Source organism: Pseudogemmobacter hezensis (assembly GCF_013155295.1).
Lineage (GTDB): Bacteria > Pseudomonadota > Alphaproteobacteria > Rhodobacterales > Rhodobacteraceae > Pseudogemmobacter > Pseudogemmobacter hezensis.
On record NZ_JABJXT010000031.1, the window covers coordinates 1 to 17,643 of the forward strand.

At 63.2% G+C, this 17,643-nt stretch carries 17 protein-coding genes; 14 read left to right on the top strand and 3 right to left on the bottom strand.

The window, feature by feature from the left end; all coding sequences use genetic code 11:
* Window positions 1–29: 29 nt before the first annotated feature.
* The gene (locus HOY34_RS22525) at window positions 30–542 is read right to left on the bottom strand and encodes a GNAT family N-acetyltransferase (protein WP_366926995.1); all 513 of its coding nucleotides are present in this window, start codon (window positions 540–542) and stop codon (window positions 30–32) included.
* Window positions 543–829: 287 nt separating this feature from the next.
* Here HOY34_RS22525 and frr point away from each other — a divergent pair, with 287 nt between their 5' ends.
* The 13 genes from frr (at window position 830) to rnd (ending at window position 14,600) form a co-directional block, all read left to right on the top strand.
* Window positions 830–1,399 (top strand): ribosome recycling factor, encoded by a 570-nt coding sequence (frr, locus tag HOY34_RS20315; RefSeq protein ID WP_172366286.1) that lies wholly within the window; start codon window positions 830–832, stop codon window positions 1,397–1,399.
* Window positions 1,400–1,419: 20 nt separating this feature from the next.
* A complete protein-coding gene (gene uppS, locus HOY34_RS20320; protein WP_172366288.1) occupies window positions 1,420–2,154 on the top strand; it encodes a polyprenyl diphosphate synthase in 735 nt (244 codons plus the stop codon).
* Window positions 2,151–2,996: a phosphatidate cytidylyltransferase gene (locus HOY34_RS20325; protein WP_172366290.1), complete on the top strand. Its 846-nt coding sequence runs from the start codon at window positions 2,151–2,153 to the stop codon at window positions 2,994–2,996. The genes uppS and HOY34_RS20325 overlap by 4 nt, the downstream gene beginning before the upstream one ends.
* Before the next feature lie 4 nt (window positions 2,997–3,000).
* The gene (dxr, locus tag HOY34_RS20330; protein ID WP_172366292.1) at window positions 3,001–4,200 is read left to right on the top strand and encodes a 1-deoxy-D-xylulose-5-phosphate reductoisomerase; all 1,200 of its coding nucleotides are present in this window, start codon (window positions 3,001–3,003) and stop codon (window positions 4,198–4,200) included.
* 140 nt (window positions 4,201–4,340) lie between these two features.
* On the top strand, window positions 4,341–5,672 hold the full coding sequence (gene rseP / locus HOY34_RS20335; RefSeq protein ID WP_172366294.1) for an RIP metalloprotease RseP: 1,332 nt from the start codon (window positions 4,341–4,343) through the stop codon (window positions 5,670–5,672).
* Window positions 5,673–5,876: 204 nt separating this feature from the next.
* Entirely contained in the window at window positions 5,877–6,041 is a 165-nt protein-coding gene (locus HOY34_RS20340; RefSeq protein WP_172366296.1) for a hypothetical protein, read from the top strand.
* Between the two features lie 581 nt (window positions 6,042–6,622).
* A complete protein-coding gene (gene bamA / locus HOY34_RS20345; protein WP_172366334.1) occupies window positions 6,623–9,022 on the top strand; it encodes an outer membrane protein assembly factor BamA in 2,400 nt (799 codons plus the stop codon).
* Window positions 9,023–9,032: 10 nt separating this feature from the next.
* Window positions 9,033–9,836, top strand: a complete 804-nt coding sequence (locus HOY34_RS20350) for an OmpH family outer membrane protein (protein ID WP_172366298.1) — start codon at window positions 9,033–9,035, stop codon at window positions 9,834–9,836.
* Window positions 9,837–9,991: 155 nt separating this feature from the next.
* Window positions 9,992–10,462, top strand: coding sequence for a 3-hydroxyacyl-ACP dehydratase FabZ (fabZ, locus tag HOY34_RS20355; protein ID WP_172366300.1), 471 nt, complete (start codon window positions 9,992–9,994; stop codon window positions 10,460–10,462).
* Window positions 10,463–10,465: 3 nt separating this feature from the next.
* Complete coding sequence (gene lpxA, locus HOY34_RS20360; protein WP_172366302.1) at window positions 10,466–11,272, top strand: acyl-ACP--UDP-N-acetylglucosamine O-acyltransferase; 807 nt, start codon at window positions 10,466–10,468, stop codon at window positions 11,270–11,272.
* Complete coding sequence (locus tag HOY34_RS20365; protein WP_172366304.1) at window positions 11,269–12,090, top strand: LpxI family protein; 822 nt, start codon at window positions 11,269–11,271, stop codon at window positions 12,088–12,090. Before lpxA ends, HOY34_RS20365 begins: the two co-directional genes overlap by 4 nt.
* Window positions 12,087–13,277 carry a lipid-A-disaccharide synthase gene (lpxB, locus tag HOY34_RS20370; RefSeq protein WP_172366306.1) on the top strand — a complete coding sequence of 397 codons (1,191 nt, stop codon included), beginning with the start codon at window positions 12,087–12,089 and terminating at the stop codon, window positions 13,275–13,277. Before HOY34_RS20365 ends, lpxB begins: the two co-directional genes overlap by 4 nt.
* 165 nt (window positions 13,278–13,442) lie before the next feature.
* Window positions 13,443–14,600 carry a ribonuclease D gene (gene rnd / locus HOY34_RS20375; RefSeq protein WP_172366308.1) on the top strand — a complete coding sequence of 386 codons (1,158 nt, stop codon included), beginning with the start codon at window positions 13,443–13,445 and terminating at the stop codon, window positions 14,598–14,600.
* A 174-nt stretch (window positions 14,601–14,774) separates the two neighbouring features.
* Here the strand turns inward: rnd and HOY34_RS20380 are convergent, their stop codons facing one another.
* Window positions 14,775–15,230: a hypothetical protein gene (locus HOY34_RS20380; protein WP_172366310.1), complete on the bottom strand. Its 456-nt coding sequence runs from the start codon at window positions 15,228–15,230 to the stop codon at window positions 14,775–14,777.
* Window positions 15,231–15,371: 141 nt separating this feature from the next.
* Here HOY34_RS20380 and HOY34_RS20385 point away from each other — a divergent pair, with 141 nt between their 5' ends.
* Window positions 15,372–15,776 carry a SufE family protein gene (locus HOY34_RS20385; RefSeq protein WP_172366312.1) on the top strand — a complete coding sequence of 135 codons (405 nt, stop codon included), beginning with the start codon at window positions 15,372–15,374 and terminating at the stop codon, window positions 15,774–15,776.
* Between the two features lie 59 nt (window positions 15,777–15,835).
* Here the strand turns inward: HOY34_RS20385 and HOY34_RS20390 are convergent, their stop codons facing one another.
* The gene (locus tag HOY34_RS20390) at window positions 15,836–17,629 is read right to left on the bottom strand and encodes an aminopeptidase P family protein (protein WP_172366314.1); all 1,794 of its coding nucleotides are present in this window, start codon (window positions 17,627–17,629) and stop codon (window positions 15,836–15,838) included.
* Between the last annotated feature and the right edge of the window lie 14 nt (window positions 17,630–17,643).

Consider the following 17,643-nt stretch of genomic DNA (forward strand, 5'->3'; position numbering starts at 1 on the left):
ATCCCGCCAGCAGAGGCAGAAGCAAACTTCTACGCGGCTCTGGAAATTGAAGACATCGCCGCGTAACTAACCGTAATCAGCCTCCGGCAAACCCGGAGCGGTTCAAACTGAGACATGCACTCCGTCGCAACGCCATGTCCCTGCCGATCTGCTACGGTGATGTAGCCGAGCTCAAGCACCCCCTCGTCTCGCCCGGGGAAGGCGACGTAGCGGCCTGCAAGACTGCCATCTGCCTTGTCTATGGCCACCCATGTTCGGCCGGGCCATCCGCTGTCAGTGAGCCAATCCGCCAAGCCATCCAATGAGGAAAAATGCGGCTGCGACATATATCGGCACTGGGCTTCGTCAGAAAACGTCCCATAAAGAGCGACGGCATCAGAGCGCGTAAGCGCACGCATTGTGAAACGCGTTGTGTTGAACGTCTCAGTTTGAAGTCTCGGCGCCATGTATCCAATCCTGTCTCTGCTCTTGTGGCCGCGCCATACTCGAACGGATTGATGCGCCCAAGGTGAATCGTGCAGGGTGACCGCTTTGTCCCGCATAGCGCGCAATGCCGTTTCAGATTAGTTTTTCCAAAGGGGAACAGTGCTATCAGGCCAGGGTGTGGTCCCTCTCAGGAAGCATATCTTGTGGCCTCGGCTCGGGCGCTGGCGGAAACCGGGCGTCTCATCTCACGGAACGCGCGACAGCTGCCTTGCGGGAAATTCCGCGCAAGGGCGGGCCTTTGCCACCTTTGCGGGCACAAGCTTCTATACCCCGGGCGATCTTTGTCCTATAGGAAAGCAGATTTCCCCGCAGCTTTCGCGGGCCAGCCTGAGGAATATGCCAGATGTCGACCGAAGAGTTCATGCTCGACACCGATGATCTTACCCGCCGCATGGAAGGGGCGATTGCCTCTCTGCGGGTCGAATTTGCCAGCCTGCGCACCGGACGCGCCTCGGGCACCATGCTTGAGCCGATCCAGGTCGATGCCTATGGTCAGATGACGCCGATCAACCAGCTGGGCACCGTCAACGTGCCCGAACCCCGCATGGTCACGATCAATGTCTGGGACAAGGGCATGATCAACAAGGTGGAAAAGGCGATCCGCGAATCCGGTCTGGGGATCAACCCGCAGACCAATGGCTCGATCATCATGCTGCCGATCCCCGAGCTGAACGAGGAACGCCGCCGCGAGCTGACCAAGGTTGCAGGCAATTACGCCGAGCACGCCAAGGTCGCCGTGCGCAACCTGCGCCGCGACGGCATGGATCAGATCAAGAAGGCGAAAACAAAGAACTCGCTTTCCGAGGACGATCAGAAGTTCTGGGAAGATGAGGTCCAGGAGCTGACCGATAAGCACATCAAGCTGATCGACCAGACGCTTGAGACCAAACAGGCCGAGATCATGCAGGTCTGACCCGTTCAGGGGATACGCGCATGGCCGCAGCCAAAACCACCGAGAAAGCCGCCCGCCCGGCCGAGCATGTTGCCATCATCATGGATGGCAATGGCCGCTGGGCGACCAATCGTGGCTGGCCGCGTCTTGTCGGGCATAGGAAAGGCGTCGAGCGGGTGCGTGAGATCGTTCGCGCCGCCCCCGATATGGGGGTGCGCTGGCTGACGCTTTACGCGTTTTCGACCGAGAACTGGAAGCGCTCGACCGAGGAAGTGCTGGGGCTGATGGCGATTTTCGCCCATTACATCCAGCGTGAGGCCAATGAGCTGGCCCGCGAAGGGGTGCGGCTGCGCTTTATCGGCGACCGCTCGCGGCTGGCGCCGAAGCTGCAGCGACTGATGGCGGGGATCGAGTCGAAAACCGCCCATCTGGATCGGCTGAACCTGACGGTTGCGATCAATTACGGTGGCCGCGATGAGATCATGCGCGCGGCAAAGCGCATCGCGCTTGAGGCCGCCGAGGGGCGTTTTAACCCCGAGGATCTGACCGAGGCCGCCTTTTCGCGGGCGCTGGATACCGGCGACACGCCCGACCCGGATCTGGTGATCCGCACCAGCGGCGAGACGCGGACCTCGAATTTCCTGGCCTGGCAGGCAGCTTACTCGGAATATGAATTCACCGAGACGCTGTTTCCCGATTTCACCCCTGCGGAAATGGCGGCGATCCTTGCCCGTTTCGGCAATCGTGAGCGCCGCTTCGGAGGGGCCAAAGCATGAGCACCACCGTCACCAAAAGCGCCCGCTGGGGTGATTTGCTGCCCCGGATCCTGTCGGCCATCGTCATGCTGGCGGTGGGCGGTTTTGCGGTCTGGATCGGCGGTGTCTGGTTCGCGGGGCTTGCCGTCATCGCCTCTTCGCTGATGGCATGGGAGCTGTCGCGGATGACACGCGGGGAAGGGTTCGACGCGTCGATCCTGGTGGCTTTGCTGACATTTGCGGTGCTGGTGCTGGCGATTTTCACCCCCGCCAGCTGGAGCCTGCCGTTTCTTCTGCTGCCCTCGCTGATCGGCACGCTGACGCCGCGCCGCGATATTCTGGCCTTCGCGCCCTATGCGCTGATCATCGTGCTGACGGCGATTGCGCTGATCCTTTTGCGCCAGATCAACGGGCTTTGGGCGCTGGTCTGGCTGATCTCGGTGGTGGTGGCCTCGGATGTGCTGGGCTATTTCGCCGGGCGCATTCTGGGCGGGCCGAAGTTCTGGCCGAAGGTCAGCCCGAAAAAGACCTGGTCGGGCACGGTTGCGGGCTGGATCGGCGCGGTGCTGGTGGGCGTGATCTTCTGGCGTGTCATGGGCTGGAGTGCGGATATCCTGTGGATTTCCCCCCTGATCGCCTTTGCGGGCCAGCTGGGTGACATTGCCGAATCTGCGATCAAGCGGCGGGCAGGGGTCAAGGATGCCTCGAATATGATCCCCGGTCATGGCGGGCTTATGGACCGTTTCGACGCCCTGGCCTTTGCAGCGGTGCTGGCGATTGCGCTGAACCTGGCGCTTGGGTTCCTGCCCGATACAGGGGGCTTCACAGACCCAACCCCGGACCTGCCCAACCTGACGGAGTAACCCGATGCGCCGCATCGCCATCCTTGGCTCGACCGGATCGGTCGGAACCCAGACCATTGATCTGATCACCCGTGCGGGTGCTGGATCCGAGGGCGCGGATTTCCATGTAACCGCGCTGACCGGAGCGCAAAATATCGCGCTGCTGGCGCAGCAGGCGCGGGCGCTGCGCCCGGATATCGTGGTGACCTCTGATCCTTCGCGGCTTGGCGATCTGCAGGATGCGCTGGCAGGCAGCGGTCTGGCGGTTGCAGCCGGGGCGGATGCGATCCGCGAGGCGGCCTCTCGCCCCGCCGATATTGCGGTGAATGCGATTGTGGGCGCGGCGGGGCTGGTGCCAGGCCTTACCGCGCTTGAGGCAGGCGCGACCCTTGCGCTGGCGAATAAGGAAAGCCTGGTCGCGGCGGGCCCTTTGATGATGCGGCGCATGCATGAGACGGGGGGGCAGATCCTGCCCGTCGACTCGGAGCATTCGGCGATCTACCAGGCGCTGACGGGCGAGGATATCGCCGCTGTCGACCGCATCATCCTGACCGCTTCGGGCGGTGCGCTGCGCGACTGGCCGCTGGAGCGGCTGCAGACCGCAACCGTTGCCGAGGCGATGGCGCATCCGAACTGGGCGATGGGGCAGCGGATCACCATCGATTCCGCCTCGATGTTCAACAAGGCGCTGGAAGTGATCGAGGCGCGTGAGTTTTTCGGCGTAAGCCCCGCTCAGATCGAGGTGATCATCCACCGCGAAAGCATCATCCATTCGATGGTTGGCTTCCACGACGGCGCAATCATGGCGCATCTGGGCAGCCCCGATATGCGCCACGCAATTGGCTATGCGCTGAACTGGCCCAAACGTGCGCCCTTGCCCGTGGCCCGGCTGGATCTGGCAAAGACCGCACGGCTGAGTTTCGAGGCCCCCGATGAGGCCCGCTTCCCCGCCCTGCGCCTGGCGCGTGAGGTGATGGCGGCAGGCGGCCTGTCAGGCGCGGTGTTCAACGCTGCCAAAGAGATCGCGCTGGATCATTTCATCGCCGGATCCATCGGCTTCATGCAGATGGCGCAGTTGGTTGAGGCGACGCTGGACAGGCTTTCGTCGGATTCTGGCCTTCACAATGACGCAGCCACCCTTGAGGATGTGCTGGCGATGGACCATCTGGCACGGGTCAGGGCCACAGAACTGGCTGTCGGGCTGGCCTCTGGGCTGGCTGGCTGACTGGTCGCCGGATTGGTGGCTGGAGTGGTTGCTGGAGTGGTTGCTGGAGTGGTTGCTGGAGTGGTTTCTGGGGCGCCCAGGGCAATAGCCCCATCCTAAGGCGGGCAGAGTTGAGAACAGGTAAAAGGACGACTGCGTAAATGGATATCCTCGGAATGCTGACGGGGGCCGTCTGGTCGGTCGTCTTTTTCGTAATCGCTTTGTCGGTGATCGTGGCGATCCACGAATACGGCCATTACATCGTCGGCCGCTGGTCGGGGATCCATGCCGAGGTCTTCTCGGTGGGCTTTGGCCCGATCCTTTTGTCGCGGGTCGATAAACGCGGCACCCGCTGGCAGATCGCCGCCATTCCCTTTGGCGGCTATGTGAAATTCCTTGGCGACAGCGATGCCTCTTCGGTGCGCTCGGAGGTGCCCTCGGGGCTTAGCGCCGAGGAACGCCGCCACACCATGGCCGGGGCGCCGCTCTGGGCGCGGGCCTCGACCGTGCTGGCCGGGCCGGTGGCCAATTTTATCCTGACTTTCGTGATCATTGCGGGCACGCTTTTCTATATGGGCGTGCCGGTTGACCGCCCGACGGTTGGCAAGCTGGTCGCGGTTCCGGGCGTGCAGACGCTGCAGGAAGGCGATGTGATCCTTGCGCTGAATGGCACTGCCACCCCCGACAATGAGGCCTATGCCGCGGCGCTGAAGGCGTTGCCCCGCCAGCCGCTGATCCCCTTTACCATCGAGCGTGACGGCCAGCAGCTGACCGTCGAGGCCCCGCATCCGATGCCCGGCCTGATTGGCGGCGTGCAGCCGAAATCGGCAGCGATTGATGCCGGGATCCGTGGCGGCGATGTGGTGCTGAAGATCGGCGACCAGGACATCGTGGTCTTTGACGATCTGGTGCAGGCGGTGCGCGGCTCTGACGGCAAGGCGCTGCCGCTGACGGTCTGGCGCGACGGCACGACCTTTGAGGTCGAGCTGAAACCCCGCCGCCGTGACCTGCCGCGCAGCGCCGAAGAGGGCGGTGGTTTCGATACCTTCTGGATGCTCGGCGCCTATTCCGGCACCACATTCGAGCCCGCCACCCGCCCGGTGGGCGTGGTCGAGACGGTGACCCGCTCGGCCGGAAATATGTGGGGGATGGTGACGGCGACCTTCTCGGGGCTGTGGCATATGGTGGTTGGGCAGATCTCGACCTGCAATATGTCGGGTGTGATCGGCATTGCCGAGACCATGGGCGATGCGGCGAAATCCGGCACCATGAGTTTCCTGTCGATGCTGGCGGTGCTGTCTTTGGGGGTGGGGATCCTGAACCTTTTGCCGATCCCGGTGCTGGATGGCGGCCATCTGGTGTTCCACGCCTTTGAGGCGGTCACCGGCCGCCCGCCCTCAGACCGCGCTTTGCGCTTCCTGATGACCATCGGGCTGACGCTTTTGCTGTCGCTGATGGCTTTCGCACTGTGGAATGACGTGACCTGCGTCTGAGCATCTCTCTGCGACACCCGAACGGCGGCACCCCTGCGAGGGGGTGCCGTTTTGCGTTGTGAAAGCGGTATCTGGCCAGGCGCGAAGCGTTTGCAGGCGACAGTCTGTGGCGGTGAAAGAAACAGTCTGAAAGGGTGCCGCCCCTGCCTGCCATAGTCCTGCCCCAATCAATGCGTAGTGCTTCCCGCAACAAGAGGTGATCCTATGCAGATGGTTGAACGCAATTTCCCCGGCATCGTGATGCTGGCCCGTCTTAACTTTGACTGGCTCTTTACCCTCGGCACGATAATTGCCGGTCTGCTGGCCGGTGCCTTCCTGGGGTCGGCGCTGATGGGCCATTATAGCACGGTTCTTCCGGTTATTCCCTGATCTTTGGCCCAGATCTTCCGCAGGGCGCGGAGGGGTGCAGAGCGCGGATGGGCGGGGATATACGGTATAAAGGCCGGAATGCGGTGACACAGGCGGGTTTTCGCCGAGCATAAAGCGGGCTTTGCAGATGGTCCTGGCTGGCTTTTCCTGCGTTCAGATTTGCCGCTCAGTCTGACCTGTTCGTTTCTGTATCTGTAATCAGGCCCGGCACATAGGCTGCCCGGGCCTTTTGATATCGGGCCTTTTGATATTTTGTGATTTTCCCACGATTGCCCCGGCGGCACTGATATTTTCGCCCCGGATCGGGGGCTGAGCCCGGTTTCCCGTTGATTCTCAGCCTTTCGCTTCGCGCAGCCCGTTTTCCCTGGCCGTTTTCCCTGCCAGGTGCTGGCGCAAGGGATCGGGGGGAGCCGATAGCCCTGCAAAGGCCCCTGCGGCGCGGAGCGCGCCGAGCGGCTATGGTCACTTCGCCCGCTACCATATCTGCCAAAGTTATCCACAGGGACCACAGCCTTTTGACAAGCCTCACCTTTGTCGTTAGTCAGGCAAAAGGGAAATTCGTGCGACGAGGCGTGCAGGTCATGGTGAACATCTCTGGAAAACAGCGCCGCGCCAATGGCCGCAGGGCCAAAGCAGGCAGGGCGCTGGCAACAGCGGTTTTCCTTGGCGCTGCAGGCACTTCGCCGGTTTTGCTTAGCCCGGCATTCGCCCAGAGCTTTGCCTTCAGCAATGTCAGCGTTGAGGGAAATGAACGCGTCGACGCCTCGACCATCCTCTCTTACGCGGGAATCGGTCGTGGCCAGCAGGTCTCGGCAGGGGCGCTGAACGACGCCTATCAGCGGATCAACGGCTCGGGGCTGTTTGAAACCGTCGAGATCATCCCCCAGGGCAATACGCTGGTGATCCGGGTCAAGGAATATCCCTTCATCAATGTCATCAACTTTGAGGGCAATAAGCGCCTTAAGGATGAAGATCTGGCGACCATGGTCAAATCGCAGTCGCGGCGCGTTTTCTCGCCCTCGACCGCCGAGGCCGATGCTGCGGCGATTGCCGAGATGTATCGCTCGCGCGGGCGGATCGCTGCGACCGTGACGCCACGGGTGATCAAGCGTGACGGCAATCGTGTGGATCTGGTGTTCGAGATCACCGAGGGCAAGGTCGTCGAGATCGAGACCCTGTCTTTCGTCGGCAACCGCGCCTATTCGGATCGCCGTCTGCGCCAGGTGCTGCAGACCAAACAGGCCGGTCTGCTGCGTGCGATCATCCAGAAAGATACTTATATTGCCGAGCGTATCGACCTCGACAAACAGCTGCTGACCGAGTTCTACCGCTCGCGCGGCTATATTGATTTCCAGGTGCTTGACGCCTCGGCCGAGGTCTCGCGGGAACGCGATGCGACCTTCGTCACCTTCACCATCCGTGAGGGCCAGCAGTATTCCATCGGCAATATCACCACGGTCTCTGAGGTCGAGGGCGTCAATGCCGCCGATTTCGCCGATGTGCAGAAGATCAAGACCGGGCAGACCTGGAACCCGGCCCTGATCGACAACAATATCGCCCGGATGGAAAATCTGGCGCTCCGCAAGGGGCTGAACTTTGTCCGCGTCGAGCCGCGGGTGACCCGCGATGACCGCAATCAGCGCGTCAATATCGAGTTTGCCGTGGTTCGTGGTGAGAAAGTCTTCGTCGAGCGTATCGACATTGAGGGCAATGCCACCACGCTGGACCAGGTGGTGCGCCGCCAGTTCCGCACGGTTGAAGGCGACCCCTTCAACCCGCGCGAGATCCGCCAGTCCGCCGAGCGGATCCGGGCGCTTGGCTTCTTCTCTGATGCGCGGGTGAATGCAGAGCCTGGCTCGGCCCCCGATCAGGTTGTGGTCAATGTCGACGTTGATGAACAGCCGACCGGCTCGCTGGGCTTTGGTCTCAGCTATTCGGTGGCATCGGGCGCCGGGGTTTCGGTCAACTTCTCGGAATCGAACTTCCTTGGCCGTGGCCAGGCGATCGGCTTCTCTGTCTCGACCAGCTCGGACAACCAAAGCTCGTCTTTCTCGTTTACCGAGCCTGCGCTTTTCGGGCGTGACCTCAGCCTGTCCTTCGGGCTGTTCTATCGCACCACCGATTCTGATCACGCGCTTTACAACACCCGCAATGCGGGCTTCTCGGTGGCGCTTGGCTTCCCGCTGGGCGATCAGTCGCGCTTCAGCCTTCGCTATCGCCTCAGCCGCGACAATATCTTCGATCTTGAGGCCGATGAGTTCGACAATACGACCGTTCCTCCAACGCCAGTGGACATCCGTTCGCCGATCATCCGCCGCGAAACGGATGCCGGCGCGCTGGTCTCGTCCTCGATCGGCTATAGCTACGACTACGACACCCGCATCACCGGGCTTGATCCGACCCGTGGCTTCCTGTTCCGCTTTGGCCAGGACATCGGCGGCCTGGGCGGCGATACCAAATTCCTGACCACCACCGTCTTTGCGATGGCGGAACAGAAGGTCTGGAACGAAGAGGTCACGCTGCGCGCGATCTTTGAGGGTGGCCATATCCACGATCTGGGCGATACCGGAACGCGGGTGACCGACCGCTTCTTTATGCGCGGCAAGATGCGTGGGTTTGAACCGAACGGCATCGGCCCGCGCGACGGCACCGACAATGAAGACGCGCTCGGCGGCAATGTCTTTGCCGTGGCCCGCTTTGAATCGGAATTCCCGCTGGGTCTGCCCGAGGAATATGGCATCATGGGCGGCGCTTTCGTCGATGTCGGCTCTGTCTGGAGCCTGACTGACACCTGTGGCCTGCAGTGCCGGAGTGGCGGCGAGAATGTCGATGATGGCTTCAAGCCGCGTGTCGCGGTTGGTGTCTCGGTGCTTTGGGATACCCCGGTCGGGCCGCTGCGCTTCAACTTCTCGAAGGCGGTCAAGAAAGAAGACTATGACCGCGAGCAGACCTTCGACCTGACTGTCTCGACCAAGTTCTGAGAGGGTTTCGATGCGCCCGGTTACAGCGCTTGCAGATCGGTTTAACGCAAAGAGGGGGCTGCCTGCGGGCGGCCTTTCTCTTGTCACGGCCCTGGTTGTGGCCCTTGCCAACCCGGCCCTGGCCCAGGAGGGGGGCGTTGATGCCCGCGAAACCCCTGGGACGGTGACAGAGGCCGATTCTGCCCCGGCTGTTGCGGACCCGACTGATGTTGCAGAACAGGCTGCAACAGAACCGGGTGCCGCAGGTGAAGCGTCTTCAGATGGGCTTTCCGTGGCGGGCAATAACGCGATCCTTACCCTCAATCAGACCGAGCTTTTTGAAAATTCGGCCTGGGGGGCGGCGGCTATCCGCAAGGCCGAGGCGGCGGCGGCTGATCTGAGCGCTGAGAACCGCTCGATTGAGGCCGCGCTTGAGACCGAAGAGCGTGAGCTGACCGTCAGGCGCAGCTCGATGACGGCGGCGGATTTTACCGCGCTGGCGCGTGCCTTTGATCTCAGGGTCGAAGAGATCCGTCAGGCGCAGGATGCGAAATCGCGGGCGATCAACCGCAGACTTGATGAGGATCGCAAGGCATTCATCGACCAGGCCGTGCCGCTTCTGGTCGAGTTGCTGGATGAATATGGGGCGGTGGCGATCCTCTCGGATGAGGCGCTGGTGCTGGCCCGCTCATCTGCGGATGTAACGCCCCGCGCGATCGAACTGATGGATCAGCGTATGCCCGCGCCGCAGGATGGTGCCGGGACCGTGCCCGCCCAGGATACAGCAGCGCCCGCACCCGATACCGTGCCCGAGGCGCCCGATACTGCGCCCTGACGGATCTGCCCACTCTGGTAACTCTGCCCACTCTGGCCGGATTTCACCTTGCCCGTTCACGGGAACTTGCTCAGCCGCTGCCGAGTTGGTAGCAGTCAGAAAACCGCGCGGTTCAGTATGAGGCGCGGTCCTTCGTCTCTAATGTTGTAAGGAGGATGCGCCAAGTGGATGCCCGGGCCGTCACCAATGCCGATCTTGACCTGATCCAGCGGATCATTCCGCATCGCTACCCTTTCCTGCTGATCGACAAGGTTCGTGACGTGGTGATCGACCAGTCCTGTGTCGGCGTGAAATGCATCACCTATAACGAGCCGCAATTCACCGGCCACTTCCCCGGCATGCCGATTTTCCCCGGCGTGATGATCATCGAGGCGATGGCGCAGACCTCGGGCGTGCTGGTGGGCCTGTCGATGGATCTGGTCGACAAGAACGCGAAAGTGTTCTTCATGGGCGTTGACGGGGTGAAATTCCGCCGCAAAGTGGTGCCTGGCGACGTGCTGGAACTGCATGTCAAAGCGCTGCGCGGTGGTGGCAAGGTCTGGAAATTCTCGGGCCGTGCCATGGTTGACGGAGAGCTGGCCTGCGAAGCCGAGTTCACCGCTATGTTCGATTTGCCAAAGGCCTGACCCATGTCCATCCACGGAACCGCCGTCATCCACCCTTCGGCCGTGATCGACGACGGGGCCGTGATTGGCCCTGACTGCCAGATCGGCCCGTTTTGCGTCGTCGGCGAAGAGGTGACGCTGCAACGCGGTGTCACGCTGAAATCGCATGCCGTCGTCACCGGCTGGACCGAGATCGGCGAGGAAACCACCATCTGGCCTTTCGCCAGCGTGGGCGAGGTGCCCCAGGATCTGAAGTTCAAAGGCGAGCGCACAAAGCTGATCGTCGGTGCCCGCTGCCGCATCCGCGAGGGCGCGACGCTGAACACCGGAACCGAGGGCGGCGGCGGCATCACCCAGGTTGGTGATGACTGCCTGCTGATGACCGGCGTGCATATCGGTCATGATGCGATCATCGGCAATCGGGTAGTAATGGCGAACAATGTCGCCATCGCGGGCCATTGCCATATCGGCGATGACGTGGTGATCGGTGGGTTGTCGGGCATCCATCAGTTCGTGCGCATCGGGCGCGGCGCGATCATCGGCGCGGTGACCATGGTCACCAATGACGTGATCCCCTACGGCCTGGTTCAGGCCCCGCGTGGCGAGCTGGACGGGCTGAACCTGGTCGGGCTGAAACGCCGCGGCGTCTCGCGCCCGGAAATCACCCAGCTGCGCGCCGCCTTCCAGATGCTGGCCCAGGGCGAGGGCACCTTCCATGACCGCGCCGAGCGCCTGGCCGAGGATTTCGACGCCCCCCATGTGCGTGAAATCAGCGAGTTCATCCTGGCCGCGACCGACCGCTCATTCCTGACACCGAAGGGCGCGAAATGAGCGTTGCAATCATTGCCGGGGCAGGGCAGCTGCCTGGCGCGCTGGTCGCTGCGGCTGCCACGCGGCCCTTCGTCGCCGCGCTGGATGGATTCGCACCGGACGGGCTGCCCCCGGATCTCAGCTTTCGGATCGAGCGGCTCTACCCGTTTTTCGCCGCCCTGCATGAGGCGGGCGTCACCGAGGTCTGTTTCGCAGGCGCCGTGCGCCGCCCCCGCCTTGACCCTGCGCTTTTCGATCCGCTGACGGCGGGCATCGTGCCCCGGCTGATGGCCTCGCTGGCCCAGGGCGATGATGCGACGCTGCGCGAGGTGATCGCCCTTTTTGAGGAAGACGGCTTTCGCATCATCGGCGCGGGCGATCTGGCCCCGGCGCTGGTGCCAGGCGCGGCCTTCTATGCAGGCGAGGTTGGCCCCCGGGATCGGATGGATGCCGCCCGCGCCGCGCTGATCGCCGAGGCGCTTGGCCGGGTTGATGTTGGCCAGGGCTGTGTTGTGCAGCAGGGGCTTTGCCTTGCGACTGAGACTCTGGCCGGGACTGACGCCATGCTTGCAGGTGTCGCCCAACTGCCCGAGGGGCTGCGCCCTGACGCATCCCGTGGGCGCGGCCTTTTGTATAAGGCCCCGAAACCGCTGCAGGATCGCCGCATCGACCTGCCCGCGCTTGGCCCCGACACGCTGCGCAATGTGGCGGCGGCGGGTCTTGGCGGCATCGCCTTTGAGGCGGGCGGCGTGATCTGCCTTGATCTGCCGCAGATGCAGGCTCTGGCACGTGAGCTGGGGCTTTTCATCTGGGCCCGCGCCCCCGGAGAGGCGGCTTGAATATCTTCCTGATCGCCGGAGAGCCCTCGGGCGACCGGCTGGGGGCGGCGCTGATGGCCGGGCTTCGGGCGCTGCGGCCCGATGCGCGGTTCACGGGCGTCGGCGGGCCTGCGATGCAGGCCGAGGGGCTGGACAGTCTTTTCCCGATGCAAGAGTTGTCGGTGATGGGCATTGCCGAGATTGCGCCGAAATATTTCCACCTGAAGCGGCGGATCCGGCAGACGGCGGATGCGGTGCTGGCGGATCCGCCTGCGGTGCTGATTACCATCGACAGCCCCGATTTCTGCCTGCGCGTGGCGCGGCTGGTGAAAGAACCCGCGCCCGAGATCCCGACCGTGCATTACGTGGCGCCCTCGGTCTGGGCCTGGCGTCCGGGGCGGGCGAAGAAAATGGCCGGGGTGATCGACCATGTGCTGGCGCTTTTGCCCTTCGAGCCGCCCTATATGCAGGCCGCCGGTATGAGCTGCGATTTCGTCGGCCACCCGGTGGTGGCTGAACCCGTGGCCGATGCGGCTATGGCGCAGTCCTTCCGCGCCACACATGGCATCGCAGCGGATGCGCCGCTGCTGATGCTGCTGCCAGGCTCGCGCCGGGGTGAGGTCAGCCGCCTTTTGCCCCCCTTTGGCGAGACGGTCGCCCAGTTGGCGCAGCAAATTCCGGGGCTGCGGGTGGTGTTGCCGACGCCCGCCTATCTGAAGGATTTCGTGGCAGAGGCGATTTCAGACTGGGCGGCTGCGCCGATCCTGCTGCCTGCGCCCGATCTGCAGACCCGGGTCGCGGCTTTCGCGGCGGCGGATGCGGCGCTGGCGGCCTCTGGCACGGTCAGCCTGGAGCTGGCGGCGCAGAATTGCCCGATGGTGATCGCCTATGACATGGCGCCGCTGACGCTGTGGCTGATGCGGCGGATGATCCGCATTGATACGGTAACGCTGGTCAATCTGGTCTCGGAAACCCGCGTGGTGCCGGAATTCATCGGCAAAGACTGCCGCGCGGCCAATCTGGTGCCTGCGCTGGCGGCGCTGCTGGGGGGCGGCCCTGAGGGGGCACGTCAGGCGCAGCTGGATGCGATGGCGCTGACCATACTGCGTCTGGGCCGCGGCGGTGAGGCCCCGGGCCTGCGGGCTGCGCGCTCTGTTCTGCAGTATTTACAGGCGCAGCAGATGTCGCCTGGCGGGGCCGGGCGGTAAAGGCGCAACCTTTCCGGCTATTTCACTTTCCAATCACATCTTCGCTGATTACAAACGAAATTGTCGCGCCTTTGCCGGGCGGGCTGTTTTGCGGGCAGGCTGTTTTGGGCTGGCCCGCAGGCGCTGATTTCAGGCGGGATACCCCCGCAAACGCCGTGAGGACAGATGCGCACGATTACCACCACCGAAGAGCTGGCCGCATTTTGCGCCGCCGCCAAAACCGCCCCCTATGTCACCATCGACACCGAGTTCTTGCGGGAACGCACCTATTGGTCAAAGCTGTGCCTGATCCAGATGGCGCTGCCCGGCAAGGATGGCGATGCGGTGCTGGTCGATCCGATCCTTGGCGAGGATATGTCGCTGGAGCCGCTTTATGACCTGTTCCGCCATGAGGCGACGGTCAAGGTGTTCCATGCGGCCCGCCAGGATCTTGAGATCTTCTTTGTCGAGGGCGGCGTCTTTCCCGTGCCGCTGTTTGACACCCAGATCGCCGCGATGGTCTGCGGCTTTGGCGAGCAGGTCGGCTATGAAACGCTGGTGCGCAAGATCGCCAAGGCCAATCTCGACAAGACTTCGCGCTTTACCGACTGGTCGCGCCGCCCGCTTTCGACCGCGCAGCAGGATTACGCGCTGGCTGACGTGACGCATCTGCGGGTGATCTATGAATGGCTTTCCGCCCAGCTGGCAAAGAACGGCCGCGCCCCCTGGGTTGCCGAAGAGCTGGCGGTGCTGACTGATCCGGCGACCTATACGATCCATCCCGATGACGCCTGGAAGCGGATCAAGACCCGCACCAATTCGGGCCGTTTCCTTGCCATCGTGCGCGAGCTGGCGAAGTTCCGCGAAAGCTGGTCGCAATCCCAGAACGTGCCGCGCTCGCGGGTGATGAAGGACGATGCGCTTCTCGAGTTGGCCTCGACCAGGCCCACGACGATGGAAGAGCTTGGGCGCTCGCGGCTTTTGCTGCGTGAGGGCCGCAAGCCCGAGATCGCCGATGGCATTCTGGCAGCGATTCAGGCGGGTATGGCGGTGCGGCAAGAGGATCTGCCAAAGCCCGACATCCAGCCCGATCAGCCGCAGATCAACGGGGCGCTGGCTGATCTTTTGCGGGTATTGCTGAAGGCCAAATCCGAGCAGCTCGGCGTCGCGCCCAGGTTGATCGCCGCAGCATCCGAGCTTGACGCAATCGCCTCGGGACGGCGCGATGTCGAGGCTTTGAAGGGCTGGCGATCGGAAATATTCGGCGATGAAGCGCTGCGCCTTTGCAAGGGCGAGATTGCGCTGACCGCGAAAGGCAGCGAAATCCGCGCGATCAAGATCTGATCGATCGCTCTTTTGCTGTCAAAGAAGGGGGGGCTGTCTGCCCCCCGGTTCGCTGCGCGAACCTCCCCCCGAGGATATTTCGGGACGGATGAAATAACCGTATTTTCAACTGTCTGAAAATATCCCCGGGGGAGAGGCCGAAGGCCTCAGGGGGCAGGCAGCCCCCTTTCGGCGTCAGCGTCCTGCAGAACGGGCGTCATTCGCCCCCTGGACGATGATCTGGCGCACATTGGCCAGCTTGATATTCGACAGATGCAGCGCCACCGTTACCTCGCGCGAGCGTTGTGTGCTAACGCGGGTTTGATCCCAGGGCGGTGAAATGCGGAAATCCAGTACCAGAATGCCGTCGGCGGTCAACGGTTGCGGCACCAGCTCTGCCTCCCACCAGCCCTGATTGGGCGTCAGCCCGACCGCACGCACGATCACGCCAGAGGCGACAGGCTCGACATTCATGTTAAGGACATTGGCTACCCGTTCGCGCTGATCGGTCTGCTTTTCTTCGATCTCGACCTTTTCAACAGGCTCGGACTTTCCAAACCAGTTGAACGGGTTCAGACGGCTGCCACCGCAGGCGGCAAGGGTCAGCACAAGGCCCAGCGACAGGCAAAGAGCGGTCGTTTTGCGGATCATCCGGCAATCTCCATCTTCCGCCCTCTGGGTAGCGCGAAACCCGCGCTTTGAAAAGCCGCTGTAATGCAAAGAGGCAGCATTCCCGGCTGGACCTTGGGCCACGGCGGCGCTAGGCCGGGCAAAGCAGCAAGGAGATCAGGCATGGCCACGCCCGCTTTTGAGGAAATCGCCGAGACGCTGGAATTCCTGGATGACTGGGAAGAGCGCTATCGTCATGTGATCGAGCTAGGCAAGGCGATGCCCTCGCTGGACGCCAGTTTCCACGTTCCCGCCTATAAGGTCGATGGCTGTGCAAGCCAGGTCTGGCTGCGGCCGCAGATCACGCCCGGGCAGTTTGATTTCCAGGGCGATTCCGATGCGATGATCGTGCGTGGGCTGATTGCCATTCTGCATGCGCTTTACGCGGGGCTGAGCCCGGCTGAGGTCTTGCATGTAGATGCCCTGGCTGAGTTTGAGCGTATCGGACTGAAAGAAAACCTGTCTGCGCAACGCTCTAACGGGTTGCGGGCCATGGTGGAACGCATCCGCCTGCTGGCCGCGCAGTAAGGTTTGCAGGGGCTGGGCGGGCCGTTTCCCTGCATATCGGGGAAACGACAGCCTTTACCTCAGATCGGCGCGCAGGCCGCTTCGGCCCAGGCTGCAGCCTCTGGGCTGAGGCGCGGCCCGATCAGCGCCAGAACCTTCGCGTGATAGGCGTTCAGCCAGGCGCGTTCGTCGGCGGAAAGCTGCGCGGTCACGATCAGGCGGCGATCAAACGGCACCCAGGTCAGCGTCTCAAATGACAGCTGATCGCGTTTGTCGCCAAGGGCGGGTGCCTGCGCAACCACGATCAGATTTTCCAGCCGGATGCCGAAGGCGCCCTCCCGGTAATAGCCCGGCTCATTCGAGAGAATCATCCCAGTCTCCAGCGGCACCTCGGAGATGCGCGAGATGCGCTGCGGCCCCTCATGCACCGAGAGGAAGGCGCCGACGCCATGCCCGGTGCCGTGATCGTAATCGAGGCCCCTGGACCAGAGAAACTGCCGTGCCAGCGGGTCCAGATCGCGCCCGGACAATCCGCGCGGCCAGCGGGCCTGCGAGATCGCAATCATGCCGCGCAGCACAGCCGTATAGCAGTCGCGCGCCTCCTGGCCCGGGTCGCCGATGGCGATGGTGCGGGTGATATCTGTGGTGCCGTCTTTATATTGCGCGCCGGAATCGACCAGAAGCAGCTCATTCTGTTGCAGCGCCCGGTCGGTTTCTTCGGTCACCCGGTAATGGATGATCGCCCCATCGGGCCCCGCGCCGCAGATGGTGTCAAAGCTGATGTCATGCAAGAGATTGGTTGCGCGGCGGAAATCCTCCAGCGCCTTGACCACCTGAATTTCGGTCAGATCGCCGGGTGCAGTCCTGTCCAGCCAGGCGAGGAATTCGCAAACCGCCGCGCCGTCGCGCAGATGCGCCTCGCGCGTGGCGGCGATTTCGGCGGTGTTCTTGCGGGCCTTGGGCAGGATGCAGGGGTCGGGGGCCTGGCTGATTGCAACCCCGGCGGCCTCAAGAGTCATGCTGATTGCCAGTGGCGCGCTCTGCGGATCGACGCGCACGGGGCCGGGCAGGGCGGCCAGGGCATCGGCAAAGCCTGCGGGCGGCAGCAGCGTAACCCGTGGCCCAAGACTTGCCAGCAGATCGGGCGCGAATTTCGCAGGTTCCGCAAAGAGGCTGACATCGCCCGTGCCCGAGATCACTGCAAAAGCCTGCACCACGGGATTGCGCGGCACATCTGCGCCCCGGATGTTCAAAAGCCAGCAGATCGAATCCGGCAGTGTCAGAACGGCCGCTGCCTCGCCACGCGCCTGCAGCTCTGCGGCAATGCGGGCCCGTTTGTCGGCGCTGCTTTCGCCCGCAAGTGTCAGCGGATGGGCGAAGGCCGCGGCCTGGGGGGCAGGCGGGCGGTCATTCCAGATCCGGTCAACGAGGTTGGCGACCGGGCGCAGGCTGATCGCGCTGCCTTCCAGCGCCCGGGTGATCCGCGCGATCTCATCGCTGGTATGCAGCCAGGGATCAAAGCCGATCACACCCTCGGTCAGTGCTGCCCGCAGCCAGGGGCCGGGCTGGGTTTCGGGCCAGGGGACGGGGGTGAAATGCGCCAGATCGACCTGGGCTTTGACCTGGGTGCGGTAGCGCCCGTCGATAAAGATCCCGGCCTGATCGGCCAGCGCGATGCAAAATCCGGCAGATCCGGTGAACCCCGTCAACCAGGCCAGCCTTGCATCGCAATCGGCGACATATTCGCCCTGATGCGCATCGGCGCGGGGGATTATGAAGCCCGCCAGCCCCTCTGCCGCCATCACTGTCCGCAAAGCCGCCAGCCGGGCCGGGCCCGCTTCGGGAGAGGCGGGATTGTCAAAGCTCTGAAACATCGGGATGGCCCCTT